Annotated in this window: 24 protein-coding genes, 1 tRNA gene and 2 pseudogenes; 13 read left to right on the top strand and 14 right to left on the bottom strand. The window is 70.8% G+C overall.

What is annotated here, in order from left to right; genetic code table 11:
- Positions 1 to 349: 349 nt before the first annotated feature.
- Both wrbA and PKA16_RS04965 read right to left on the bottom strand, forming a co-directional pair.
- Positions 350 to 940, bottom strand: a complete 591-nt coding sequence (gene wrbA / locus PKA16_RS04970; protein ID WP_324400993.1) for an NAD(P)H:quinone oxidoreductase — start codon at positions 938 to 940, stop codon at positions 350 to 352.
- A gap of 14 nt (positions 941 to 954) precedes the next feature.
- Positions 955 to 1,953 (bottom strand): glutathione S-transferase family protein, encoded by a 999-nt coding sequence (locus tag PKA16_RS04965; protein WP_324400991.1) that lies wholly within the window; start codon positions 1,951 to 1,953, stop codon positions 955 to 957.
- 127 nt (positions 1,954 to 2,080) lie between these two features.
- On the opposite strand from PKA16_RS04965, the gene PKA16_RS04960 reads away from it, so the two are divergent.
- The 7 genes and pseudogenes from PKA16_RS04960 (at position 2,081) to PKA16_RS04930 (ending at position 8,248) form a co-directional block, all read left to right on the top strand.
- A complete protein-coding gene (locus tag PKA16_RS04960) occupies positions 2,081 to 2,992 on the top strand; it encodes a LysR family transcriptional regulator (protein WP_324400989.1) in 912 nt (303 codons plus the stop codon).
- 31 nt (positions 2,993 to 3,023) lie between these two features.
- The gene (locus tag PKA16_RS04955) at positions 3,024 to 4,037 is read left to right on the top strand and encodes a D-glycerate dehydrogenase (RefSeq protein ID WP_324400987.1); all 1,014 of its coding nucleotides are present in this window, start codon (positions 3,024 to 3,026) and stop codon (positions 4,035 to 4,037) included.
- Positions 4,038 to 4,342: 305 nt separating this feature from the next.
- Positions 4,343 to 5,149, top strand: a complete 807-nt coding sequence (locus PKA16_RS04950) for a ZIP family metal transporter (RefSeq protein WP_324401025.1) — start codon at positions 4,343 to 4,345, stop codon at positions 5,147 to 5,149.
- A 183-nt stretch (positions 5,150 to 5,332) separates the two neighbouring features.
- Positions 5,333 to 6,354, top strand: a pseudogene (locus tag PKA16_RS04945) (AMP-binding protein); the annotation flags it as partial.
- Positions 6,328 to 6,861, top strand: a complete 534-nt coding sequence (locus PKA16_RS04940) for a hypothetical protein (RefSeq protein ID WP_324401024.1) — start codon at positions 6,328 to 6,330, stop codon at positions 6,859 to 6,861. The pseudogene PKA16_RS04945 and the gene PKA16_RS04940, both read left to right, overlap by 27 nt.
- Before the next feature lie 348 nt (positions 6,862 to 7,209).
- Positions 7,210 to 7,722: an antitoxin Xre-like helix-turn-helix domain-containing protein gene (locus tag PKA16_RS04935; protein WP_324400985.1), complete on the top strand. Its 513-nt coding sequence runs from the start codon at positions 7,210 to 7,212 to the stop codon at positions 7,720 to 7,722.
- A gap of 13 nt (positions 7,723 to 7,735) precedes the next feature.
- Complete coding sequence (locus PKA16_RS04930) at positions 7,736 to 8,248, top strand: RES family NAD+ phosphorylase (protein ID WP_324400983.1); 513 nt, start codon at positions 7,736 to 7,738, stop codon at positions 8,246 to 8,248.
- On the opposite strand, the gene PKA16_RS04925 is transcribed toward PKA16_RS04930, so the two are convergent.
- Positions 8,236 to 10,047 (bottom strand): alpha/beta fold hydrolase, encoded by a 1,812-nt coding sequence (locus tag PKA16_RS04925; RefSeq protein ID WP_324400980.1) that lies wholly within the window; start codon positions 10,045 to 10,047, stop codon positions 8,236 to 8,238. The genes PKA16_RS04930 and PKA16_RS04925 overlap by 13 nt on opposite strands.
- A gap of 355 nt (positions 10,048 to 10,402) precedes the next feature.
- On the opposite strand from PKA16_RS04925, the gene PKA16_RS04920 reads away from it, so the two are divergent.
- The 3 genes from PKA16_RS04920 to lipA all read left to right on the top strand — a co-directional run bounded on the left by PKA16_RS04920 (position 10,403) and on the right by lipA (position 13,817).
- Complete coding sequence (locus PKA16_RS04920; protein WP_324400978.1) at positions 10,403 to 11,827, top strand: AMP-binding protein; 1,425 nt, start codon at positions 10,403 to 10,405, stop codon at positions 11,825 to 11,827.
- Positions 11,828 to 11,992: 165 nt separating this feature from the next.
- Positions 11,993 to 12,640 carry a glutathione S-transferase family protein gene (locus tag PKA16_RS04915; protein ID WP_324400976.1) on the top strand — a complete coding sequence of 216 codons (648 nt, stop codon included), beginning with the start codon at positions 11,993 to 11,995 and terminating at the stop codon, positions 12,638 to 12,640.
- Positions 12,641 to 12,770: 130 nt separating this feature from the next.
- Positions 12,771 to 13,817, top strand: coding sequence for a lipoyl synthase (lipA, locus tag PKA16_RS04910; protein WP_324400974.1), 1,047 nt, complete (start codon positions 12,771 to 12,773; stop codon positions 13,815 to 13,817).
- A 21-nt stretch (positions 13,818 to 13,838) separates the two neighbouring features.
- Here the strand turns inward: lipA and PKA16_RS04905 are convergent, their stop codons facing one another.
- From PKA16_RS04905 to PKA16_RS04875, 7 genes and pseudogenes are all read right to left on the bottom strand, one after another.
- Positions 13,839 to 14,078 (bottom strand): hypothetical protein, encoded by a 240-nt coding sequence (locus PKA16_RS04905; protein ID WP_324400973.1) that lies wholly within the window; start codon positions 14,076 to 14,078, stop codon positions 13,839 to 13,841.
- Between the two features lie 182 nt (positions 14,079 to 14,260).
- Positions 14,261 to 14,770, bottom strand: a pseudogene (locus tag PKA16_RS04900) (hypothetical protein); the annotation flags it as partial.
- 12 nt (positions 14,771 to 14,782) lie between these two features.
- Positions 14,783 to 15,286, bottom strand: a complete 504-nt coding sequence (locus PKA16_RS04895; RefSeq protein ID WP_324400971.1) for a hypothetical protein — start codon at positions 15,284 to 15,286, stop codon at positions 14,783 to 14,785.
- A 10-nt stretch (positions 15,287 to 15,296) separates the two neighbouring features.
- Positions 15,297 to 16,130: an SHOCT domain-containing protein gene (locus PKA16_RS04890; RefSeq protein ID WP_324400969.1), complete on the bottom strand. Its 834-nt coding sequence runs from the start codon at positions 16,128 to 16,130 to the stop codon at positions 15,297 to 15,299.
- Positions 16,131 to 16,142: 12 nt separating this feature from the next.
- A complete protein-coding gene (locus tag PKA16_RS04885; RefSeq protein ID WP_324400967.1) occupies positions 16,143 to 17,039 on the bottom strand; it encodes a hypothetical protein in 897 nt (298 codons plus the stop codon).
- Complete coding sequence (locus PKA16_RS04880; RefSeq protein ID WP_324400965.1) at positions 17,036 to 18,301, bottom strand: lysozyme inhibitor LprI family protein; 1,266 nt, start codon at positions 18,299 to 18,301, stop codon at positions 17,036 to 17,038. The genes PKA16_RS04885 and PKA16_RS04880 overlap by 4 nt, the downstream gene beginning before the upstream one ends.
- 11 nt (positions 18,302 to 18,312) lie before the next feature.
- Complete coding sequence (locus PKA16_RS04875) at positions 18,313 to 19,281, bottom strand: hypothetical protein (protein ID WP_324400963.1); 969 nt, start codon at positions 19,279 to 19,281, stop codon at positions 18,313 to 18,315.
- 260 nt (positions 19,282 to 19,541) lie between these two features.
- On the opposite strand from PKA16_RS04875, the gene rmuC reads away from it, so the two are divergent.
- Positions 19,542 to 21,041, top strand: coding sequence for a DNA recombination protein RmuC (gene rmuC, locus PKA16_RS04870; RefSeq protein ID WP_324400962.1), 1,500 nt, complete (start codon positions 19,542 to 19,544; stop codon positions 21,039 to 21,041).
- A 37-nt stretch (positions 21,042 to 21,078) separates the two neighbouring features.
- Complete coding sequence (locus tag PKA16_RS04865) at positions 21,079 to 22,260, top strand: MFS transporter (protein ID WP_324400960.1); 1,182 nt, start codon at positions 21,079 to 21,081, stop codon at positions 22,258 to 22,260.
- A 154-nt stretch (positions 22,261 to 22,414) separates the two neighbouring features.
- Here the strand turns inward: PKA16_RS04865 and PKA16_RS04860 are convergent, their stop codons facing one another.
- Positions 22,415 to 22,861 carry a hypothetical protein gene (locus PKA16_RS04860; protein ID WP_324400958.1) on the bottom strand — a complete coding sequence of 149 codons (447 nt, stop codon included), beginning with the start codon at positions 22,859 to 22,861 and terminating at the stop codon, positions 22,415 to 22,417.
- Between PKA16_RS04860 and PKA16_RS04855 the strand changes: the two genes are divergently transcribed.
- Positions 22,860 to 23,105, top strand: a complete 246-nt coding sequence (locus tag PKA16_RS04855) for a hypothetical protein (protein ID WP_324400956.1) — start codon at positions 22,860 to 22,862, stop codon at positions 23,103 to 23,105. The genes PKA16_RS04860 and PKA16_RS04855 overlap by 2 nt on opposite strands.
- A 36-nt stretch (positions 23,106 to 23,141) precedes the next feature.
- Here the strand turns inward: PKA16_RS04855 and PKA16_RS04850 are convergent.
- The 3 genes from PKA16_RS04850 to PKA16_RS04840 form a co-directional block, all read right to left on the bottom strand.
- Positions 23,142 to 23,232 (bottom strand) — tRNA-Ser (locus tag PKA16_RS04850).
- Between the two features lie 54 nt (positions 23,233 to 23,286).
- Positions 23,287 to 24,207 carry a slipin family protein gene (locus tag PKA16_RS04845; RefSeq protein WP_324400954.1) on the bottom strand — a complete coding sequence of 307 codons (921 nt, stop codon included), beginning with the start codon at positions 24,205 to 24,207 and terminating at the stop codon, positions 23,287 to 23,289.
- A 39-nt stretch (positions 24,208 to 24,246) separates the two neighbouring features.
- Positions 24,247 to 24,672, bottom strand: coding sequence for an NfeD family protein (locus PKA16_RS04840; RefSeq protein WP_324400952.1), 426 nt, complete (start codon positions 24,670 to 24,672; stop codon positions 24,247 to 24,249).
- Between the last annotated feature and the right edge of the window lie 84 nt (positions 24,673 to 24,756).

Below are 24,756 nucleotides of genomic sequence, written 5' to 3'. Positions count from 1 at the left end.
AATGCTCGCCGTGGCCCGGCCTCGGCAGAACATTGTCCTTGCGGGGTGCAGACCAGCCAGAGGCTGATTCTCCTCGTGCCGTCCAGTGGCACGCAGGTGTCACGGGAACCGCGGCGCTCCGCCTTGGCCAGACGGGTTTCTTCGGCCTTCCCGGGCACGCCGGATTCATGCACACCTTCTGCGTCCGGACCTGCTGGCCCGGACCTGCCGAGGTCCGATGCCTTGATTGCGAAGTGGCATGAAGCGGCGCTGCTCCAGTCGCCGCGAGGCGTGCCGGGTGGGTACCCGTGACCGGAATCTCCGGGGCCGGGTGGGGCGTCCCCTTCCAGGAGGAAGGGGGTGTCTCGTGTCAGCCCAGCTTGGCGGCCACGTCGACCAGTCGGCGCGCCTGGTGCGCGATGGCGGCCTTGACGTCATCGTTGAAGGCCTGTCCCTGCGTGTGGCTGTAACCATAGGGATTGCCGCCCGTCTGGAAGATCACCGGGTCGGTGAAGCCAGGCGCGACCACGATGCCGCCCCAGTGCATCACCGTCGCGTAGAAGGACAGCAGGGTGGTTTCCTGGCCGCCGTGCGGGTTCTGCGCCGACGACATCGCCGATACCGCCTTGCCCGCCAGGCCACCCTTGGCCCAGACGCCGCCCAGGGTGTCGATGAAGGCCCGCATCTGGCTGGCCATGACGCCAAAGCGCGTCGGCGCCGAGATCAGGTAGGCGTTGGCCCATTCCATGTCCTCGGCCGTGGCGGGCGGAACGTGGGCGGTGCGCTCGGCATGTGCCAGCCAGGCGTCCTGGCCGGCGATCACGGCCTCGGGCGCGGTTTCCGGCGCCTTCAGCAGGCGCACCTCGGCGCCCGCGGCGCGCGCTGCCTCGGCGGCAATTTCGGCCATCTGGTGGTTGGTGCCGTAGGTCGAGTAGTAGAGGATGGCCAGTTTCACGCTCATGGTTTTCTCCGGTTTCAATGCGTTGGGTGAGTCGGGGGAGGCAGGACGCGGCTGGGTGGCTGGCCCAGCTCCAGGATCGGGCCAGCGGGCACGATCCGGTTCGGGTTGATGCTCGGGTGGCTGCGGTAGTAGTGCTGCTTGATGTGGTCGAAATCCACGGTGGCCGCCACGCCCGGCCACTGGAAGAGCTCGCGCGTGTAGCTCCACAGGTTCGGGTAGTCCACCAGGCGCCGCAGGTTGCACTTGAAGTGCCCGTGGTAGACGGCGTCGAAGCGGATCAAGGTGGTGAACAGGCGCCAGTCGGCTTCGGTCAAGCGTTCGCCCAGCAGCCAGCGCTGGCGCGCGAGAGTTGCTTCCAGACCGTCCAGGCGCGCGAACAGCCTGGACACCTCCTGTTCGTAGACCGCTTGCGCCGTGGCGAAGCCGGCCTTGTAGACGCCGTTGTTGACGCTGTCGTAGAGGTCGGCGTTGATGGCGTCGATCTGCGGCAGCAGTGCGGCCGGAGCGTAGTCGCCGGCCCGCGCGCCGACACCGTCAAAGGCTGAATTCAGCATGCGCATGATGTCGCCGGACTCGTTGCTGACGATGGTGTCCTGCCCGAGGTCCCACAGGATCGGCACCGTCACGCGTCCGGTGTAGTGGGGGTCGGCACGCAGGTAGACCTGGTACAGATGGTCGGCTGCGCCGACCGGGTCCGCCACCACGCCCGGCGCCGGATCGAAGCTCCAGCCGCGTTCGCCCATGTACGGGTTGACCACCGAGACGCTGATCAGCGGCTCCAGTCCCTTGAGGGCGCGCAGGATCAGCGTACGGCTCGCCCACGGGCAGGCCAGCGAGACGTACAGGTGGTAGCGTCCCGGCTCGGCCTTGAAGCCGCCCAGGCCGGTGGGGCCAGCGGCGCCATCGGACGTCACCCAGTAGCGGAACTGCGCTTCGCTGCGCACGAAGTGCCCGCCCGTGCTGGCGGTGTCGTACCACTGGTCGTGCCACTCGCCGTCGATCAGAAGTCCCACGTCGGATGCCCCCTTTCAGCCGTGTCTCGCCCTGCCGCTTCGAGCGCCAAGTCTATTGGTAGAAAATTCGAAGATAAACCGTCAAATCGGACAAAGACTGTCTCAATTTTGAAATAATGCATTGGCCATGACCCCGATCAGCCTGCATGCCGACGACCTCATCCTGTTCGCCCACATCGTGCAGGCCGGAAGCTTCACCCGCACCAGCGAGCGCACCGGCCTGCCGAAGGCGACCCTGTCGCGGCGCCTGTCCGAGCTGGAAAAGGCGCTGGGCGAGCGCCTGCTGCAGCGCAGCACGCGACGCCTCGCGCTGACCGAGTTCGGCCAGCGCATGCTGGTGCATGCGGAACGCCTGCTGGATGAGGCGGAGGAGGCCACGGCCCTCGCGCTGCACCGCCAGACCACGCCGCACGGTACCTTGCGCGTGTCCCTGCCACCCGAGTTCCAGGAGCTGTCGGTGGTCGAGGTGGTGTCTCGCTTTTCCAGCCGCTACCCCGACGTGCGGCTCGAGCTCGACCTGTCGCCGCGCCGCGTCGACCTGATGGCCGAGCGCTTCGACGTGGCCGTGCGCGTGGCCAGCCAGTTGCCGGACGACCGCAGGCTGGTGGCACGGCGCATCGCCACGCTGGCCGGCGGCCTCTATGCCAGCCCCGATTACCTGCGCCGCCGCGGCACGCCCCACCTGCCCACGCAGCTCGCCGAGCATGTCGGCCTGGTGCTGGTGGCCAGCGACGGCGACCGGCAGGTTTGGCGCCTGGCGCGCGCCAGCGCGCGCTGGGAGGGCCTGCCGGCACACTGCCTGGCCGCCAATTCACTCGGCCTGCAGCAGGCGCTGGCGGTGCACGGGCTGGGCATCGTCGGCCTGTCCGAGCGCTTTGCCGAGCCGCTGGTGATCGAGGGGCGGCTGGCGCGCGTGCTGCCGCAGTGGCGCCTGCCGCCGGCCGTGATCTGGTGCGTCACGCCCGGCCGCAGCCTGCTGCCGCGGCGCACCGAGGCCTTCGTCGACATCCTCAAGGCCGTGCTGGCCGATGCCGCGTAGGCGCGGGTCGACTCCGTCCTAAACTCGCGCCATGACCCAGTCCAACGCCAACCGACCCGCCGTCCTCGTGGCCCGACCGATCTTTCCCGAGATCCTCGACAAGCTCAGGAAGCACTTCGAGGTCAGCGACAACCAGTCGGATGCCCAGTGGACCCGGGACGAGCTGATCGCGCGGCTGCACGGCAAGTGGGGTGCCTTCACCACCGGTGCCGAGCGCATCGATGCGGTCGTCGTCGCTGCCTGCCCGCAGCTCAGGATCTGCGCCAACATGGCGGTGGGCTACAACAATTTCGACCTGGCCGCGATGACGGCGGCGGGCGTGCTGGCCACCAACGCGCCCGACGTGCTGACCGAGACCACGGCCGATGGCGGGTTTGCCCTGTTGATGGCGGCGGCGCGCCGCATCACCGAGGGCGAACATTTCCTGCGCGCCGGCAAGTGGCAGCGCTGGGCGTATGACATGCTGGTGGGGCAGGACGTGCACGGTGCCACGCTCGGCATCTTCGGCATGGGCCGGATCGGCCAGGCGATCGCGCGCCGCGGCGCGCTCGGCTTCGGCATGCGCGTCATTTATCACAACCGCACGCGCCTGCCCGAGGCCGTCGAGCAGGCGGTCGGCGGCGCGCGCCTGGTCGGCAAGGAGGAATTGCTCGCGAGCGCCGACCACGTGATGCTGGTGCTGCCGCTGACGCCCGAGACGCGCCACCTGATCGGCGCCGCCGAACTGGCGCTGATGAAGCCCACCGCCACCCTGGTCAACATCGGGCGCGGCGGCGTGGTCGACGACGCCGCGCTGGCGGCGGCGCTGCGCGCGGGGCGCATCGCGGCCGCCGGCCTCGACGTGTTCGAGGGCGAGCCCCATGTGCATCCCGAGCTGCTGGCCTGCCGCAACGTCGCGCTGACGCCGCACATCGCCAGCGCCACCGTGCCCACGCGCCTGGCCATGGCGAACCTCGCCGCCGACAACCTGATCGGCTACCTGACCGAGGGCCGCGCGCTGACCGCGCTCAATCCCGAAGTGATCGGCCGCGACGCTGCACGCTGAAGTCACGCCGCCGCTCGACCGCCTCGAACGTCCCGATGCCCCATGGACACCCGCCCGGATCGCATGCCTGACCGCATCGTTGCCACTCCCTCCAGCCCGAGTGGCGGCCTCCGGCGCCCCGGCGCTTGCCTGATGGTCGCGCGCGCAGGCGCCAGCCATCCCTGCGGAGGCAACTCGTGAACACCAGCGCCAACCTCGCGCGCCGCCCGTCGCTGGCCCAGGCGTGGCTGCGCCAGTTGCGCGCGCATCGCGCCCCCGCGCTTGCCTTGCTGGCGGCGCTGCTGGGTGTTGCCTGGCTGCTGTTGATGAGCGGGGTCGAAGCCTTTGCGCCGGACAACCGGGCCAACCTGCGCCTGGCCGTGCTGGGTGGGCTGGCCGGATTTGGCGCCACCGCCCTCGGGGCCGTGCTGGCGGTGGCGGTGCGCAGCATGGACACCGCGATGCGCGATGCCATGCTGGGCTTCGCCGCCGGCATGATGCTGTCGGCCAGCTCGTTCTCGCTCATCCTGCCCGGGCTGGACGCTGCCACCCGCCTGACCGGCAACGGCGTGCTCGGTGCCCTGGTCGTCGTCATCGGCCTGGCGCTGGGCGTGCTGCTGATGCTCGGGCTCGACTACTTCACGCCGCACGCGCACGAGAGTTCGGGGCCGCACGGTCCGACCGATGCGCGCTTCAGCGGGGTCTGGCTGTTCGTGCTCGCGATCATCCTGCACAACCTGCCCGAAGGCATGGCGATTGGCGTCAGCTTTGCGCGCGGCGACCTCGCCGTGGGCCTGCCGCTGACCACCGCGATCGCGATCCAGGACATTCCCGAGGGCCTGGCCGTGGCGCTCGCGCTGCGTGCCATCGGCCAGTCGCTCGGCTCGGCCATCGCCATTGGCGTTGCCTCCGGCCTGATGGAGCCGCTGGGCGCGGTGGCCGGCCTGGGCATCGCCAGCGGCCTGCCCCTGGCCTACCCGATCGGCCTGGGCCTGGCGGCCGGCGCCATGATCTTCGTGGTCTCGCACGAGGTCATTCCCGAGACGCACCGCAACGGTCACGAGACCGCCGCCACCGTCGGCCTGATGGCAGGCTTCGCGGTGATGATGTTCCTCGATACGGCGCTGGGTTGATGCGCGCCTGCCCCGCGGGCGGCACCCGGGCCGGGGCGCCGCGGCCGGGGCCGCCCGCTGTCGCCCACGCGGCAGCGGGGTCGCGACGGCGGCGCGGCTGCTTCGTATCATGGCGGAAACGAGCCAGCGGGCCGGGCGCATCGACGTGCCCCGCCCGGTACCCAACGACACTGGAGACTCCCCATGCCCAACGTCATCGATCCCGTCTGCCGCCACGCCGCCAGCGCACCCGAGCGCGTCGCCGTGCGGGTGGACGGCGCCACCTGGAGCTATGCGCGGCTGCGCGACGCGGCGCTGGCCTGCGGCGCGGCGCTGCAGGATGCCGGCATCGGGCCGGGCGACCGGGTGCTGCTGGCCGCTCCCACGGTGGCGGAGTTCTACGTCGCCTACCTGGGCATCCAGGCGATCGGGGCGGTGGCGTGCCGGTGAACACCATGTCGACCGCGGCCGAGGTCGGCTACTACCTGCGCGAGGTCGGCTGCACGCGCGCGATCGCCTGGCACGCGCTCGGCCCCGCGGTGGAGCAGGCGGCGGCCACGGTCGGTATCCCGTTCCAGAAGCTGCCGGCGCTGACGCCGCAAAGCGCCGTGCCCGCCGGCGCGCGGCTGGCCGAAGTGGTGCCGCGCGGCCTCGACGACACGGCCGCCATCCTGTTCACCTCGGGCACCACCGGCAAGCCCAAGGGCGCCCAGCTCACGGTGGGCAACATCAGCCTGGGCGCGCAGATCGGCGCCGAGATGATCGGCATGTCGGCGGCCGACCGCGTCGGCACGGCGCTGCCGCTGTTCCACGTGTTCGGGCAGGTCTCGACCTCGATCAGCGCGTTTTCCGGGGGCGCCAGCGTGTCGCTGCTGACGCGCTTCGACCCGGTGGCCATGCTGGAGATGCTGCGGCGCGACAAGCTGACGCTGATGGCCGGCGTGCCGACCATGTGGACGGCCCTGCTGCACGCGGCGCCCGACGCGGGGCCGAGCGATTTCGCCGGCCTGCGCGCGGTGATCTCCGGCGGCGCGTCGCTGCCCGGCGAGGTGGCGCGCGCGTTCCAGGCCAAGTTCGGCTGCACCCTGCTGGAGGGCTACGGCCTGACCGAGACCACCGCCTACGGCACCTTCAACCGCCTGGAGAAAGGGCCCAAGATCGGCTACGTCGGCAGCGCCATCCCCCGCTGCCAGGTCGAGGTGCGTGACCTGGACGGCAAGGTCTGCCCACCCGGCGTGGTGGGCGAGGTCTACATCAAGGGCCCGGTGGTCACGCCCGGCTACTGGAACCGGCCCGACGCTACCGCCGAGGTGCTGCGGGACGGCTGGTTTCGCACCGGCGACCTCGCCGAGACCGACGCCGAGGGCGATCTGCGCATCGTCGACCGCGCCAAGGACCTGATCATCCGCGGCGGCTACAACGTCTACCCGGGCGAGGTGGAAGAGGTGCTCTACGAACTGCCTGGCGTGGTCGAGGCGGCGGTGGTCGGTGTTCCCGACGCCTACTACGGCGAGGAGGTGGCAGCCGTGATCGTGCGGCGTCCCGGCAGCACGCTCGATGCCGCGGCGGTCGAGTCCTGGGCGCGCGAACGCCTGTCGGCCTACAAGGTGCCGCGCATCGTGCAGTTCGTCGACGCCCTGCCCAAGGGTGCCTCCGGCAAGATCCTCAAGCGCGCGATCGACCGCGTGGCGCTGCGCGCGCTCAAGCCCGAGGGCGGCGCGCACAAGAGCTGAGGCGGTCGCGGCCCGGTCGAAGCAGCCGCCCGGGCGGGGCCCGCGCGCCATGGGCAGGGTTCCGTCGGATGGCGCCGCCGCGCCCAGGGCGGTTTCGCGTGGCCACGCGGGCCCGTACCGTGACGCGCGCTGAGGTGCGGGCGGCCACGCCCGAGGCGATCGCCCGCGGCTTTCGCGTCGCCAGCGTCGGGAATGCCTGCTGGACGGCCATGCCGGTTCGGGTCGCAGGCGCGGTCGCGCGCCGACCCACCCTGACGCACCAGGGGCCCACGCATCTTGCGCCCAGGCGGTATCGACTTGTTTTTTGTCTCGATTGAGCATATATTTAATCTCAATTGGAGGTCGACCATGCCTGTCCATACCAGTTCCTCGCCGGCCCGCCGCGGCGCCATGCGCGAGCAGGGCGCGCTCCACGCGCTGCGCCCGCTTGGCCCGGGGCAGGGTGGGGCGTTTCATCTCACGCCACTCGAGCGTGTCGACCTCGTGCGGCGCGGGGTGCCGGCACGCGCGGTGGCCGACATGAGCGCGGCCATGGGCCTGTCGCGCGAGCAGTTCCTGCGGGCGACCGGGTTGGCGCGCTCCACGGTCGAGCGCAAGATCGCCGCGCGCCGCAGCCTGTCGGAAAGCGAGAGCGAGAAGCTGGTCGGCCTGTCGCGCCTGATCGGGCAGGTCGAGGCCATGGTGCGCGAGTCGGGCGAGGCACCGGCCGACTTTGACGCCGCGCGCTGGTTTGCCATGTGGATGGCCGAACCGGTGGCCGCGCTGGGCGGTCGCTGCCCGCAGGAACTGCTGGGCACCGCGGACGGGCGCGAGGCCCTGGCCACGCTGCTGCTGCAGATGAGGTCGGGCGTCTACGCCTGAGCGCGCGTCCGACATGGCGACCGCGGACGCACCGGCGCTCGCCTTCTGGCGCATCGCCACCGATACGCCCGACTACACCGCCGACGACCTGGACGGCAAGGGCGCCGAGCGCGTCGGCGGACGCTGGAATGCACGCGGCACGCCGCTGGTGTATGCCAGCAGCTCGCGCGCGCTCGCATGTCTCGAGACGGTCGTGCATCTGGGCGGCGGCGTGGCTCTGCCGCTGAACCGCTACCTCGTGCGGCTCGACGTGCCGGCCGACCTGTGGGCGACGCGCACCGTGTTCGATGCGGCCGCGCAGGTCGGCTGGGATGCCCTGCCGCCAGGACGCATCAGCATTGCCTGGGGCACGGCCTGGGTCCAGGCTGGCGTCAGCTGCCTGGCCGAGGTGCCATCGGTGGTGGTGCCCGAGGAAAGCAACCTGCTGCTCAATCCACGCCACCCGGATGCTGGGCGCGTCTCGGCGCGCAAGCTGCGGCGCTGGCTGTACGACCCGCGCACGCAGCGCGCTGCCTACTCCGCGTAGCGTTGCATCACGTACTCGCCCGGCGCGTCGCACAGCGCGCGGCTGGCGGGGATCGGCTTGGCCTTGACCCGCTCGCTCGAATGCCGCGCCAGCCAGCCCTGCCAGGCCGGCCACCAGGACCCTTCGAATCCTTCGGCACGCTCCAGCCACTCGTCGATGCTGAGCCACTGCGCCTGCGCAGGCTGGGTCGCGATGCGGTAGCGGCGCCGCGGATGGCCCGGCGGCGAGACGATGCCGGCATTGTGCCCACCGCTGGTCAGCAGGAAGGTGATTTCGGCGCTGGTGAGCTGGTGCAGCTTGTACACTGAACGCCAGGGCGAGACGTGGTCGCGCTCGGTGCCGACCAGGAAGATCGGCATCTTCAGGTCGGACAGCGAGACGCGGCGCCCGCCGGCGACGTAGCGGCCGTTGGCGAGCGCGTTTTTCATGTAGAGAGCGATCAGGTATTCGTGATGCATGCGCGCCGGCAGGCGCGTGGTGTCGGCGTTCCAGGCCATCAGGTCGTTGCCCTGCTCGCGCTCGCCCACCAGGTATTCGCGCATCCGGCGCGTCCACACCAGGTCGCGCGAGTGCAGGAACTGGAACGAGCCGGACATCTGCTTGCCCGTCAGGAAACCCTGGCCGCGGGTGACGTTGTCCAGCAGGCTGATCTGGCCCTCGTCGATGAACAGGCCCAGTTCGCCCGGCTTGTAGAAATCGACCTGGGCCGCCAGCAGCGTCAGCGTGCGCGGCGCCGGCAGGTCGGCGTAGCCGGCCATGCCGTCGTCACGCGCCAGCGCGGACACGGCGATCGCCAGCAGCGTGCCGCCCAGGCAATAGCCCATCGCGTGCAGCGGCGCCTTGCCGGCGTCGTGCGCGGCCGCGCGCATGGCTTCGAACACGCCCAGTTCGAGGTAGTCGTCCATCGACAGGTTGCGGTCGGACTCGTCCGGATTGCGCCAGGAGACCATGTACACCGTGTGGCCCTGGCTGACCAGATAGCGCACCATGGAGTTGTGCGGCGACAGGTCGAGGATGTAGTACTTCATGATCCACGATGGCACGATGAAGATCGGTTCCGGGTGCACGCTTTCGGTCTGCGGCGCATAGCGGATCAGTTCGACCAGGTGATTGCGATAGACCACCTTGCCGGGCGTCACGGCGAGATTGCCACCGACCACGAAGCGCCCCTGGTTGGCGATGTCCTCCTGCGTCGGCACACCGGTGGCGTCGGCCAGCCAGTTCATGGCACCGCGCACCAGGTTGGTGCCACCCGATTCCAGCGTGTGGCGCAGCAGCACCGGATTGGTGGCCAGGCGGTTGGCCGGTGACAGCATGTCCAGCCACTGCCGTGCGAAGAAGTCCACCATCTCGCCGTGGTGCTTGCTCACGCCCGGGACCTTGGCGGCTTCGCGCCAGAAGGCCTCGACGTTGCGAAAGCCCACGCGCCACTGGCTGAACGGCCAGTGGGCCCACTCGTCGGCCCGAAAGCGCGGGTCCTCGTCGCGCGCGCCCAGATCGCCATCGTTGCCGTCGCGCAACTGGGCCGTGTCCAGTGCCAGCCGCGCCGCCAGCGCCGCGAGTTCGAGCTGGCGCCCCGGCGCTGCCGCGAGGTGCCAGGCCCAGTCCGCCCAGGCCAGGCTGAGCGCGATTGGAGACAGGTTGCCGAAGGCTGGCGAGACGCCCGTCTGCACCAGGCGGTCGAGCTTGCGCGTGGGCGTCTCGTCCATTCGGTACGGGTCGGCTACCTTGAGCGCCCGGCCCGGTTCGCGCTGGCCGCGCAGGGCAGCCTGCGCGATGTCGGGATTGTGTCGATCCATGGCGGCGGGGCCTTTGTTGTGGGTTGCGTTGCGGAGATGTCATGTCGGCCGGATATCGGCTGCGACTTGCGTGGCATCATAAGATGTCTGGCGGAGCACAGGGGTTTGTGATTTGTCAAGAAGGATTTGTGCCCTTAAGAAATAATGCTCAGTTCAATTTCACATTCGCGGCAAGGGCCGGCGCGATGCGTCGGCGTTCTTGACGACCCACGGTTGAAGTGGAGTTCGGTGATGGTCGGTTTTTTCCCGAGACGGCAAGGCGACGCGGCGCGCTCCGGAGGTCCGGCGTGCCCATGAAGGCACGCCGAGCCACGCAGGTGCGCCGCGCCCGGCACGCGGCGAGGAGGCCGGCGCCGTGAGCGCGACGCAGTCCCCGGTCTTCGAGGCCCTGCACCTGCATGGCGCCATGCTCGACGTGGTGGTCGCAACGCACGCACCCAGGCCGCTGATCCGCGAGCGCCAGCAGCGACGCCTGCAGATGCTGCTGGAAGCGGCCAGCGCATCGCCGCTGTACCGCGAGCGCATCGGCGGCGCCGACCCGCGCACGTTGCCCCTGGCGCAGATCGCACCGGTGACGCGTGCCGAGCTGATGGGGCGCTTCGACGATTGGGTGACCGACCCGCAGCTGCGGCTGGACGATCTGCTGCTTTTCGTGCGCGATGCGCAGCGCGCGGCCGATGCCTGGCTTGGCCGCTATGTGGTCTGGGAGAGTTCGGGCACCAGCGGCCAGCCCGGCATCTTCGTGCAGGATGCGCGCGCGATGGCCGTGTACGACGCGCTGGAAGCGGTGCGCCACAGCGCGCCATCGCGCCACGGCAGGAGCCTGTTCGGCGGCTTCAGTCCGTTCGACATGCTGGGTGCGGGCGATCGCCATGCGCTGGTGACGGCGACCGGAGGCCACTTTGCCAGCGTCGTCAGCTTCGAGCGCTTGCGGCGCCTGAATCCGTGGCTGGCGCAGGTTTCGCGCACCTTCAGCCTGCTGCAGCCGATCGACGCGCTGGTGGAGGGACTCAACACATTCCGGCCCACGGTGCTGGCCACCTATCCCACCGCGGCCGCGATGCTGGCCGACGAGGCCGAGGCTGGCCGCCTGCACATCCGGCCACGCTGCGTGCTCACCGGGGGCGAAACCCTGAGCGATGCCGTGCGCCAGCGCGTCGGCACCGTGTTCGATGCGCCGGTACGCGGCAGCTATGGGACCTCGGAATTCCTGCCGATCGCCTGGGAATGCTCGCACGGACGCCTGCATGTGAACGCCGACTGGGTGTTCCTGGAGCCGGTGGACGAGCAGCACCGACCCGTGCTGCCGGGCGAACGCTCGCACAGCGTGCTGCTGACCAACCTGGCGAACTGGGTGCAACCGCTGATCCGCTACGACCTCGGCGACCGCATCCTGGTGCATCCCGAGCGCTGCGCCTGCGGCTCGGCGTTGCCGACGGTCGATGTGCACGGCCGCAGCGACGACGTGATGCGCGTGCCGTCGGAGCGCGCTGGCGAGACCGTGAGCCTGCTGCCGCTGTCGCTGTGCACGGTGATGGAAGAGGAGTGCGGCGTGTTCGACTTCCAGTTGCGCCAGCACCGCCCCGATACCCTGGTGCTGCGCCTGCCGCAGACTGGTGCTGCGGCCGAGGCCACGGTCGATCGCTGCCGCACGGCGCTGCAGCGCTTTGCGCGCATGCAGGGCGCGCAGCCGGTGCGCGTGCTGGGCGAACTCGGCTGCGAGGTGCCGCGCGGGCGCAGTGGCAAGGCCTGCCGCGTGGCCCTGGAACTGGCGGCCTGATGCCGGCGCCTCTTGGCGCCCGGCGCCCATGGCAGCGCCGGGGTCACCCGGACCGGGCGCTGGCGCCGATCGCGCATCCGGCCAGAATGGGCGGTCGTGCGTTGCGATGAAGCTGCGCCAATGGCGTGGTCCTGTCCGTCCACGGCCCGGTTGACCCGATGATCCATGCTGCTGCTTGATGCCCTCAGCCCAGCGCCGCGCTGCCTGCGCATGGCGCTGCTGGAAAAACGCCTGGTGCTGCCGACGCAGCAGGTCGACGTGTTTGCCGGCGAAAACCGCGCCGCGCCGTTCCTGATGCACAACCCGGCTGGTCAGACGCCGGCCCTGCTGCTGGACGACGGCACGTGCATCGCCGAGTCGGTCGCGATCGTCGAGTATCTGGAAGAGCGCCATCCCGAGCCCGCGTTGATCGGCCGCACCGCGGAGGAGCGGGCGCGGACGCGGCAATGGCAACGACGCGCCGAGCTCAACATCACCGAGAACATCCACAACGCCTATCACTACGCCGAGGGGCTGGCGCGCTTCCAGGATCGCATCCCGGTCGCGCCCCTGGCCGCCGACGGCCTCAAGCGCGTGGCGCAGGATCGCCTCGCATGGCTCGACGCCATGATGGGCGGCCCCTTCCTGGCCGGCCAGCGCTTCAGCTTCGCCGACATCTGGCTTTACGTGTGGCTCGACTTCGCGGCCTCGGTCGGCCAGCCGTTCGACCGCGGGCTGCCGCGCATCGGCCCCTGGTTCGCGCGCATGGGAGCGCGGCCGTCCGCGACGGCCAGCCTGCATCCTGCCTGCCGGCCAGGCGGCGTGCGGGGTTGAAGCGTGCGCGCGCGGATGCCTTCAGGCATAGTCGCGGCAGGGACAAGCCTTGCGCCCAGCGTGGCTTGCAGGCAAAATTGTATACAGTTTTTCAGTGCGATTCGCGCAGCAAACCTGAGGTCCAGCCAGCATGAGTGAGATGTCGTATACGGCCCGGCGCCGCCCGGAATCCGGCACCAAGTTCGTCACCGAGCAGGGCGGCAGCGCGGTCATGGACGGAATCAAGCCGAGCGCGCTGACGCAGATCCCCGACGTCTCCAGCAAGCCGTCCTGGTTGCGTGTGCGCGTGCCCAATGGCGCCAAGTACCAGGAGGTGATGGACATCGTGCGCTCGCACAAGCTGCACACGGTGTGTTCCGAATCCAAGTGTCCGAACATCGCCGAGTGCTGGGGGCGCGGCACCGCCACCCTGATGCTGATGGGCTCGGTATGCACGCGGGCCTGCAAGTTCTGCTCGGTCAACACGGGCAACCCGCAGGGCTGGCTGGATCCGAAGGAGCCCGCCAACGTCGCCGACGCGGTGGCGCTGATGAACCTGAAGTACGTGGTGCTGACCTCGGTCGACCGCGACGACCTGCCCGACCTGGGTGCCGGCCACTACGCCGCCTGCATCAGCGCCATCCACGAGCGCATGCCGGACACGGCCGTCGAGGCGCTCACGCCTGATTTCCAGGGCCAGCATGCGCTGGTGGCGAAGGTGCTGGACGCGGGGCTGGCCACCTATGCGCAGAACCTGGAGACGGTGCGACGCCTGACGCACCCGGTGCGCGACATCCGCGCCGGCTACGAGCAGACGCTGGACGTGCTGAAGTTCGCCAAGGGCTACGCGCCCCAGGTGGTGAGCAAGACCAGCCTGATGCTGGGCCTGGGCGAGACCGACGCCGAAATCGACGAGGCGCTGGACGACATGCGCGCCGCCAACGTCGACGTCGTGACCATGGGCCAGTACATGCGCCCAACCAAGAACCACCTGCCGGTGGAGCGCTACGTCACGCCGGACGAATTCCGCAAGTACCGCGAGATGGCCCTGGCCAAGGGCTTCATGGAGGTCGTGTCGGGTCCGCTGGTGCGCTCCAGCTACCGTGCCGAGCGCGTGCTCGAGCACAACAACGTCGGCCTGGACGAGGCCACGATGGATGGCTTGCGCAACGCGGCCGTCACGGCGATGCGCTGCTGAGCGGCGCGCGCCGCCGCGCCGTCACACATTTCCCGAGGTCGCCGGGTCCCAGGGCGAGGATTGGGCGAGCAGGGCGCGCAGGGCGTCATCGTCCAGCGTCGGCAGCCACTGTTCGGCCTCGGCCAGGTGGTCGGCGTCCAGTAGCTTCTGGCGCACCTCGCTGCCCTCGATCGGGTTGAACAGCAGCATGATGTGGCCATAGGAGGCCTCCAGCAAGGCCGCCTGCCAGCGCTGGCCCCGGGGGTCCTGGAAGGTGCGCATGTCGTTGGGGTGGTGTGGGGCTGGGGGAGTCCGGCGCGTGCCAGTCGCAGGCGCTGTTGTATCACGTGCGACACGACGCGATTCCGGCGGCAGCGGCGCAGGCGAGTCGGGGCACCCGAGGCCGCGCTCTCGCCGGTCACTGGCTGCACCCGCTCTGCAGGAGGCAGCACAGCGACCTGGGGTCAGGTTTCGAGCGTCAGTGGCTGGAAGCGGTCGATGCTGCGCAGGCCGGGCCCCAGGCCAAGCTGGCCGGCACCGTTGCTGCCACTGACCCAGGCCGTGCCATCGGTCGTGACGACCAGGCTGTGGTAGCCCCCCGCAGCCAGCAACTGCACCGACGCGGCCACCTCGCGCGGCCGGCTGCAGTCCTGGGCGTCGCCGTCTCCCAGCTGCCCATGCCGGTTCTGGCCGCAGGCCCAGAGCTGGCCATCCGCTGCAAGCAGCAGGCTGTGGAACGCGCCAGCGCTGACGGCCTGCACGTCGTCCATCAGCCGCCACGCGGTGTGGCGGGCGTAGCGGCTGCCGTCGCCGAGCTGGCCACTGTCGTTGAGGCCGACGGCCCAGGCGCTGCCGTCGGTGCGCAGGACCAGGCTGTGGCCGGCGCCGGCCGCCACGGCGCGCACGCCGTCCAGCACCGCTTGCGGTCGCTGGCAGGCCTGGTGGTTGCCGCTCGCGAGCTGGCCGCACTGGTTGCGTCCGCAGCTCTAGAGGCGACCGTCCTCGGTGACGATCAGGCTGTGTTCCTCGCCGCCGGCGATGGCGCGCACGCCGTCCATCAGGCGCTGCGGCCGCTCGCGCGCCTGCTCGTCGCCGAGGCTGAGCTGGCCCCAGGTGTTGCAGCCAAACACCCAGAGGCTGCCATCGCTGCGCAGCGCCAGGCTGTGGGCGGCGCCGGCGGCGATCGCCTGCACGCCGTCCAGCACCGGCACCGGTACGCGCGCGTCGCGTTCGCTGCCGTCGCCGAGCTGTCCCTGGTCGTTGCAGCCACAGGCCCACAGGCTGCCGTCGGTCCTGAGGATGAGGCTGTGCTCGGCGCCCAGGGCCATGTCGCGCACCTGGTCCAGCACCCGGATGGGCGTGGATCGGCTGGCGTCCGTGCCGTCGCCGAGCTGGCCCCAGGAGCCCTGGCCCATGGCCCAGAGTTGCTGGTCGGCTGTGAGCAGCATGCTGTGCGTGCTGCCGGCGGCAAGGCGGATGATCGGGGCCATGGGATGCAAGTCAGAGGCGCGCCAGGATTTCGGCCTTCTTGGCCTCATATTCGCTGGCGCTGACCAGGCCTTCGTCCAGCAGGCGCTTGAGCTCGCGCAGGCGGCCCGCCGTGCTGCGGCTGTCGCTGGGTGGAGCGTCGTCCGGCACGACCACGGGTGCCCCCGCTCCCTGCCGAGCCGCCGAGGCGAGGGCCTGCTCGACGCGCGCCCCCAGGGCGTCGCCCAGGTTCTGGCGCACCAGCCGGCCCAGCTCGCCGAGCGCTTGCGGGTCCAGTTGGCGCACGCCGTCGACCGACACCGTGGTGCGGGTGGTGGCACGGCCGCCCGCGTCGAACGAGCTGAAGTCGCGCACCATGCCCGGCGCCCCGGTCGGATCCTGCACGGCGGCCGAGCGCAGGGTGCGGCGCAGGCCGCTCCAGAGCAGCAGCACGGTGAACAGGCCGCCGCCGTACAGCAGGGTCGAGGCCAGAATGGCGGACAGGGTGATTTCCTGCTGGCTGCCGTCGGGGGCGGCGCAGGTGATGGTATGCGAGACGCCGCGCTGGCCGGGCTTGTATGAATACGCCTGCGAGCGCATCTCGACCGCGCCGTCGCACACCAGGCGCGCGCCCGGGGCCACGATGGGCGGGTGGATGGCGCCGGCGGCGGTGGCGATCATCAGGCCGATGAACAGGCTCACGCCGGCCAGCACGATGAGCCGCAGCTTCCAGCCCGCACGCGGCAGCAGGGCCCGCTGCAACTGGAGCGCGGTGGCCAGCTTGCGCCAGACCAGCAGCAGCACCACGATCGGGATGACCGCCGGCAGGGCCAGCAGGCCCAGGTTCAGGATCTGTTCCAGGGTCATGAGAACGCGTGTTCAGTCGGCCGCGTCCGGCGGCAGGCGCAGCAGGCAGATGCGCCAGCCGCCCGCCTTGGCGTCGGGCGAATCTGTCGCGCAGCCCCCTTCGGGCCGCAGCAACGCGAGCCAGCGGCTGGCGGGATCGTAGGCGCGCGGCACGTCGCCCGCCGACGTGCCGGCTACCGTCCGCGCCGTGTCCGTGTCCAGGGCGTGGACCACGAGTCCCGAGTCGGTGGGAAAAATGACGCGCGAGCCCGGGCGGTCGAACACGGCGTCCTCCAGCTCCCAGCCGCCGCTTGCCAGCACGCGCGGCGGGTCGTCCGCCCGCGCCGCCATCAGATCCATGCTGCCGTGGCCGCGGTTGCGCCGCCACACCACATGGTGCGCATTGGCCCGGATTTCGTAGGCGTTGTCGGGGTCCGGGATCGGGTAGGACTCGGCCGGCAGCGCATCGTCGTGTGGCCAGCGCTCGGGCGTCGCCAGCACCGGGCCCAGGGCGCCGTCGCGGTCGGCGGCAAAGGCCTGCTGGCTGCCGCCCAGCATGCGGGCCCAGGCGTACAGCACGGCGTCGCCGCTCCAGGCCAGGCCTTCCAGCGCGTTCAGCGCGGCGGGGTCGAACGGCGCACTGCGCACGGCCTGCGGCGGTGTGACGGCAACGCGGCGGCGGTTGTCGCGCCGATAGAGCCAGACCTGCCGGCCGTCGCTCAGGCCCAGCATCTGGCCACCGGGCGACAGGCTGGCTTCGGGCCACGGGGTGTTGCCGTGAACCTGGGTGATCGGTGCGATCGGTAGGGTTTCGACGGTTTCAGGCTGAATCGGGCCCGCGGCCGCGCCGTGGACGGCGAGCGCGGGCAGCGCCAGCAGGCTGAAAAAGCGCCGCGCCCGGACGCCAACCCAGGCTGACAAGACGGTCATCGGCCCAGCTCCGTGAGTGTCGCCACGCAGACGTGCGAGCCGGCGCTGGCGGGCAGGCCGCCGCAGGGGCGGGGGCTGAGCCAAGCCAGGCGGCGCGCGTCCGGCTGCCAGGCCAGCGGCACGTCGCCGGCCCCGGTGCCGGCGATGCGGCGGGTGATGCCGGTGTCCGTGTCCAGCAGCAGCAGGCCTTCGGCGCCGCCCGGGTAGATCAGGCGCCGGGCATCCCACGCCAGCCGCGCCAGCTCCCAGCTCCCCATGGCCAGGATCCGGCTGGTACGCTGGCCCTGGGCCTGGGTTGCCAGGGAGATCGTCCCGCGCGCGGCGTCGCTCAGCCAGAACAGCTGGCGCGCCAGCGCGACCGGACTGCCGCCGACCAGGTCCGGATCCTCGTCGGCCGGCGCCGCATCGCCGATGCCGCGCCCCACCTGGCGCTGCAACTCCAGCAGCACGGTCAGGCGCTCGGGTACGGTGGCCAGGCGCGCCGGGCCGTTGGCCATCGAGGCGACGAAGGTGACGGGCGCCCAGTGAACGGCACCGCTGGCGGCACTGCCTGGCGCCTCCATCGAGCTGAAGATGTAGAGCTGGTCGCGATCCCACAGCAGCTCGGTGCCGGTGCCCACCACCTGCTCGCCGTGCGGGTCGCTGGCGCCCAGTTCCGGCGTGCCGGCCTGGACGTCGAATTCCTGGGCACCGCGCGGCTGCAGCAACCAGATGCGCCGTCCCGGCCGCGGCGCCTCGCAGCCGACCTCGAGCGCCAGCACGCGCCCGTCGCCGGAGAGGCGGCCCTGCGTCGCCGCGCAGCCGCGCCGATCCAGCGCGATCTGGCGGCGCGCGGCATCCGGCAGCGCCATCAGGCCCGAAGGCAGCAGCGGCGGCTGGACGATGTCGCGCAGGGCGCGCCGGCGCGCCACGTAGGTGTCCAGCAGGCAGGCGTGCACCCGCGAATCCGCCTCGGCCTGGGCCAGCGTGCGCTGGCCGATGCATGCGCTATCGCGGCGCTTCAGCCAGGCGAGCTGCTCGGTGCGCAGCGCGTCGCGTTCGGGCGCGGCCTGCTGAGCCTGGCGATAGAGCTGGGCCAGTTGTCCGTCGGCCAGCGCCAGCAGGCGGCGGGCGCAGACCAGGCGTTCGGCGACGCTGCGCGCCTCGGCGCAGCGGAAACCCGGCTCGGGCGGGGCCAGCGGCGCGCCCCGGGCTGCTCCGATGGTGCCCGCCAGCACCAGCAGCGCACCCCAGCGTGCCACCCGGGGCAGCGTCCACGTCACCCGGACGCTCATCATTGCGGCCACCGAAGGTCGGTGCACGGCCCTCCGGCGCGCTCCAGCGTCAGGTGTTCGGGCAACTGGGCACTCTGGCCGCAGAACTGCGGGTGCGCCAGCAACTGGCTGGCGTCGATGTGGTAGCGTGGTCCGTCGCGCTCGATGCGCAGGCGCGAGGGTGCCTCGGGTTCGCTCTCGTCCCCGAAGTCGATCAGGGTGGCGCTGCCCTGGTCCTGCCAGCGGCTTTCGCCATCGTTGCGCGCGGCACTCAGGTTGCAGCCGGTGCTACCCGGCATGACGGCGGCATACTCGATCTCGCGCACGCCGCCGTCGATGTCGACGCCGAGGCTGAGCCAGGGTGTCCCGCCATCGTCCCTGGCGGTGCAAGCCAGGACTTCGGGCACGAAGCCACGCGGCACCGCCGCGTCGCCGCGCGCGTCCTCCAGCAGGCGCCGCGTGCCGTCGGTCGAGGTCGTCACCAGCAGCGCGCCGTCGCGCCAGGCGAGCCGCGCCGTGTCTTCGTCGCCGCTCATGTAGCGGTCCTGCGTCAGCGCCAGCTCGCCCTCGCGCAGGTTGGCGATCACCAGGGTGCCGCCGCGTTCGGCCGGCAGGTTAAGGACGAACACATGGCCGGCGCAGACCGTGGTGAATTCGGGAAACTGCTCGGTGCCGATGGCGATGCTCTCGGGCGTGTCCAGCGGCAGGTTCAGGCCAGCCGTGGCGAGGCTGCGCTCACCCTCGGTCAGCTCGAATCGCACCGTGTAGGCTTCGTCGTTGCCATCGGTGGTGATATCCAGACGCGTCGGCGTGCCGGCGTGGAAGGCGCGCAGGCTCTGGCAGGCTGGCGCCGCGGCGCCGGCAGGCGCCGAGGCCACGGTTGCCGGGGCAGGCGGCGGGCCTTCGCCGCGCGGGCTGCAAGCGGCCACGCACAGGCTGGCCATGGCCAGGGCGGCATGGCGCCCGAAACGATTGGACGGGGGCGACATGAATCTCTTGTTCTCGGTTTTGTCGCAAATCTTAACAATTGACGACCGGCACGCACCATCGGCCGTTCTGCCTACCCCGCCTTGCCGGCTTGGCGGGAGTCGGACGCTGGGGCTGCGGCGGGCGGGGCGCGTGCCATGCATCCGGCCCGCACTCCTACAATGACGGCCATGATGGCCCGGGTGTCTTGTGGCGGCGGTGCGTGGCTGCGCGCGCAGCCCGGGTTCGGCTTGGCCGCTCCGCGTGTGGCGGGACGCCTCCGATGACGCTGACGCAAGCGCTGCCCTGGCTTGGCCTGGTGGTCGGGCTGATCAGTCTCCTGCTGCTGCTGGTCCTGCTGTTGCGGCGTCCACGCCGGGCCGGCGACGCGCCCTCGCGCGACGAGTGCGCGCGCCTCATGGAGCAGGCGACCGCGCGTCTCGAACGCGACTTGCGGCAGGAGCTGGGCGAGGGCGCGCGCGCCAGTCGGCAGGAGCTGGCGCAGGCGCTGGCCAGCTTCCAGGCCGCCGTCACGGCCCAGGGCGCCGAGGCGGTGCGCACGCAGAACGCCCAGGTCGACGCGCTGGCCGCGCAGCTGCTGCAACTGCGGGGCACCTTGGGCGATACCCTGGTGGCGCAGTTGCAGGCGCTCGGCCTCAACCTGAATCAGCAGGCGCAGGAAACCACGCGTACCCAGAACGCCCAGATCGACGCCTTTGCGCAGCAGCTCGCGCATCTGCGCGGCAGCCTGTCGGAGACCCTGAGCCAGCAGCTGCAGCAGCTCAGCGAAGCCAACGCGCGCCGCCTGGCCGAGTTGCGCGCCACGCTGGAGCAGCAGCTTGGCGCCCTGCAGGCCAGCAACAGCGCGAAGCTCGACGAGATGCGCCAGACCGTGGACGAGAAGCTGCACGCCACGCTCGAGCAGCGCCTGGGCGAGCGCTTCAAGCAGGTGGCCGAGCGGCTGGAGCAGGTCCACAAGGGGTTGGGCGAAATGCAGGCGCTGGCACAGGGCGTGGGCGACCTCAAGCACCTGCTGGCCAACGTCAAGACGCGCGGCGGCTTTGGGGAGGCGCAGCTCGGCCAGCTGCTCGAGCAGGTATTCGCGCCAGGCCAGTACGCGCCGCAGGTCGCCACGCGCCCAGGCAGCCGTGAGCGGGTCGACTTCGCCATTCGACTGCCGGGCCGCGGGGAAGACGGCGCGCCGGTCTGGCTGCCGATCGATGCCAAGTTCCCGACCGAGGACTACCAGCGCCTGCTCGACGCCCAGCAGCGGGCCGACGTGGCCGGTGCCGAGGCGGCGGGCCGGGCGCTCGAGCAGCGCGTGCGGCTGGAGGCACGCAGCATTGCCGACAAGTATGTCGAGCCGCCGCACACCACCGATTTCGCCCTATTGTTCCTGCCCAGCGAGGGCCTGTACGCCGAGGTGCTGCGCCGTCCCGGGCTGATGGAATCGCTGCAGCGCGAGCACCACGTCACGCTGGCCGGCCCGACCACGCTGCTGGCCATGCTGGGCAGCCTGCAGATGGGTTTTCGCACGCTGGCGCTGGAGCAGCGCAGCAGCGAGGTCTGGCAGGTGCTGGGCGCGGTGAAGACCGAATTCGGCAAGTTCGGCGAAGTGCTGGCCAAGGTGCGCGACCAGACCCAGACGGTGCTCAACACGCTGGACAAGGCGCGCACGCGCAGCAACGCGATGAACCGCGCGCTCCGGCAGGTCGAGGCCTTGCCCGGCGCCGAGGCGCAGGCCTTGCTGCCGGCCGACGCCGCCGGGGATGCCGACGCTTGACCGCTGCTGATCCTGCGATGGCGTGCGGGAGCGCGCGGTGACCGGACGCCAGCTGCTGCGCCTGGTGCTGGCGCAGGTGTGCGTGCACAGCGCCATGACCGGCGCGCGCCTGGCGGCGCCGCTGCTGGCGCTCAAGCTCGGCCACAGCGCGGCGGCCGTGGGCGTGCTGCTCGCCTGTTACGCGCTGTCCGCAGTGTTCCTGGCGTTGCCCGCGGGACGGCTGGCCGATCGCCACGGCCTGCATCGACCACTCGCGATCGCCGTCGCCGCCGCCGTGCTGGGCGCCGGCATGGCTGCGCTGTGGCCGGTCTTCTGGGTCCTGTGCGCCTCGGCCCTGTTGCTCGGCGCGGCCGCCAACACGGCGCAGATCGCGCTGCAGCGCCACGTCGGGCGCTCGGCCGCCGACGTGGCCGAGCGCAAGCTGGCCTTCAGCTGGATCGCCATCGCCCCGGCCACGGCCAATTTCGTCGGTCCGCTGGCGGCTGGCCTGTTGATCGACCACGCCGGGCCACAGCCCGGAGACCTGCTCGGCTACCGCGCCGCGTTCGGCTTGCTGGCGCTGCTGCCGCTGGTCTGCTGGGCCCTGCTGCGGCGCGCACCCGAGGCGCTGCAGGCGGCGCCGGTCCAGGCACCGGCACGCCAGTCGGTGTGGGACCTGCTCGGGCAGGATGCGATGCGCCGCCTGCTGATCGCCAACTGGCTGCAGAGCGCGGCCTGGGACGCCCATACCTTCGTGCTGCCGCTGCTGGGTCACGAGCGCGGCCTCGAGGCCTCGGCCATCGGCGCGATGATGGGTGCGTTTGCCTTGGCCGCCGCACTGGTGCGCATGGCGCTGCCCCTGCTGGCGCGCCGCTTTGCCGAGTGGCAGGTGATCTACGCGACCACCCTGATGGCCGGGGCCGTGCTGCTGGCCTATCCGTGGATGCCTGGTGCGCTCGGCATGGGCGCGTGCTCGGCCATCCTCGGCGCCACCCTGGGCGCGGTGCAGCCCATGGTGCTCAGCCTGCTGCATGACGCCGCGCCGCCGGCGCGCCAGGGCGAGGCGATGGCCCTGCGCTCGCTCACCATGAATTCATCCAGCTTCGCGCTGCCGATGCTGTTCGGCTCGATCGGCGCCGTCACCGGCACGGCCGGGCTGTTCTTCCTGGTGGCCGCCGTGCTCGGCCTGGGCGCGCGCACGGTGCCGGGCCTGGCACGCCTGCCTCGGCGCCTGCAGTAGCGCGACTGCGACACCGACCGGCGCCTTCCTGAACGCGAGGCCGCGTCATTTCGTCACGATCGGTTGCCTCGCGCACGACGCATGACCCGCAGAATCCCCGAGGGGCCGGTGCCTGCCGGCACGTGGGGCGCGGCGGCCCAGGGGGTGTGCCGGTTTACGGCCGCGGGCAATCGACCACGAGGCGAATCTCGTCTTCGCCGACCTTCTGGCGTTTCGTGCCCCGGCCTTCATAGCGCGAGGCCGTCATGGTGAGAATGAAGCCGGTGTCGGTGACGGCGATCTGGTCCTTGCGGGTGTTGCCGAAGTTGTGGTCCTGGCCGCCCAGGAACAGCATGAACTTCGCCTCGTTGCCGGCAAACGAGACCGTCACCGCGACGCCGTCGCCGTTGCGGTCCTCGGCGTATTCGTGCGTGGGCGGGTCGGACTGCGCATAGAACCAGTTGCCCCTCTGGCCCGCCAGCAGGGGCGACTCGCAGAGCACCGGCACGTCGATCGCCTGGCCGGCAAAGCTGCCGTGCACGCGGCCGTTGTAGGCGTCGGCCGCCTGGGCCGTGCAGGCCAGCAGCAGTGCGGTGGCGAGACCCGGGAGTCGCCAATACATGAATGTCGTCCTTTCAGTTGCTGGCCTGCGGGCGAGTGTATCGGTCCGCCATGACCCTGGTTTCCGTGGCGGCAAGGCGATCTGTGGCGGCCCCTGCCGGCTGGCGTTCAGGTTGCTTGCCGCCGCAAAAGACTTACACCACTTGCTGGGACATCAGCTATCGGAGCGATTCATCTCACAAAAAAGCCCCAAACATCACAAGGATGAGGGGCTAGATGTGGGGCTGTCATTTCCAGCCTCCTGAATTAGTTAGTCGATTCAACGACTTGCGCTTGCGTACTGGCGGAGAGGGCGGGATTCGAACCCGCGGTGGGCTGTTAACCCACACACGCTTTCCAGGCGTGCGACTTAAACCGCTCATCCACCTCTCCGTGGAACCGCGCATTGTAGCGGGCGAGGGCCGCCCGCGCGCGGCGGGTGCGGGCTCAGGGCTGGCTCGGCTGCTGCGCCTGCACCATCTTCATGGCCGAGCTGATCAGGGTGGCGACTTCGGTCATGTTGCTGGGCACGACCAGGGTGGTGGTCGATTCCGTCGCGAGCTTGCTGTAGGCATTGACGGCGAGTTCGGCCACCTTGAGCTGCACCGCCTCGCCGCCGCCCGGCTGGCGGATGGCGGTGCCGACGCGCGCCAGCGCCACCGCCGTGGCGTTGGCCACTTCGGTGATCGCCGCGGCCTGGCCCTGGGCGAGGTTGATGGCCGACTGCTTCTCGCCCTCGGACTTGGCGATCACGGCCTGCTTCTGACCTTCGGCCAGGTTGATCTCTTCCTGGCGCTTGCCCTCGGAGGTGGCGATGACGGCGCGCTTCTCGCGCTCGGCCGTGATCTGGGCCTGCATGGCGCGCAGGATCTCGGCCGGCGGCGTCAGGTCCTTGATCTCGTAGCGCAGCACCTTGACGCCCCAGTTCAAGGCCGCTTCGTCGATCGCCTCGACCACGCGCGCGTTGATGATCTCGCGCTCCTCGAAGGTCTTGTCCAGCTCCAGCTTGCCGATCACGCTGCGCAGCGTGGTCTGGGCCAGCTGCGTCACGGCGGTGACGTAGTTGGACGAGCCGTAGCTGGCGCGCATCGGATCGGTGACCTGGAAGTAGAGGATGCCGTCGACCTGCAGCTGGGTGTTGTCGCGCGTGATGCAGACCTGGCTGGGCACGTCCATCGGGATTTCCTTCAGGCTGTGCTTGTAGGCCACGCGGTCGATGAAGGGGACGAGAAAGTTCAGGCCCGGGGCCAGCGTGGACTGGTACTTGCCCAGGCGCTCGACCACCCAGGCGGTCTGCTGCGGCACGACCTTGATCGAGCGCGTGATGAAGATCACCGCGATGACGACGAGGACGAGTGCGATTTCCATGAGGATCCTTTCCTTGTGACGAAGACGGTCGGCGGGCGCTCAGGCGGATTCCAGCACCAGGCGGTTGCCCTGCAGTTCCGCCACGCGGAAGCGCCCGGGCTGCGGCGTGCCGCTGCCGCGATACACCGCGGTCCAGGACGCGCCCCGATAACGAATCTGGGCGGCGCCGTTCACATCCCATTCCTCGACCCGGACGATTTCGCCCACGTCCAGGTTGACGCTGCGGTCGGCGCGCGGCGAGGGGTCGCCCGGGCGGCGGCGGCGCACCAGGTAGCAGGCGAACACCGCCACGCCGCCGACCACGGCGGCGATCGCCATCTGGCCCGTGGGCCCCAGGCTGCTGTGCGCGACCACGGCGCCGGCCGCCGAGCCGATCGCCAGCATCAGCAGGTAGAAGGTGCCGCTGGCCAGTTCCAGCGCCACCAGCACGCCGGTGATCACCCACCAGATCGTCGAATCCGCCATGTGTCCTCCTTTGCGTGGATGCGCTGCCTCGGCGCCCCTGCGGGGCCGATTGTCGGCGATCCGTGCCTCAGCTCCATCGCATGC

This window comes from Ottowia sp., from assembly GCF_035325765.1.
Classification (GTDB): domain Bacteria; phylum Pseudomonadota; class Gammaproteobacteria; order Burkholderiales; family Burkholderiaceae_C; genus Ottowia.
This window is presented reverse-complemented; position numbering and strand designations above follow the sequence as displayed.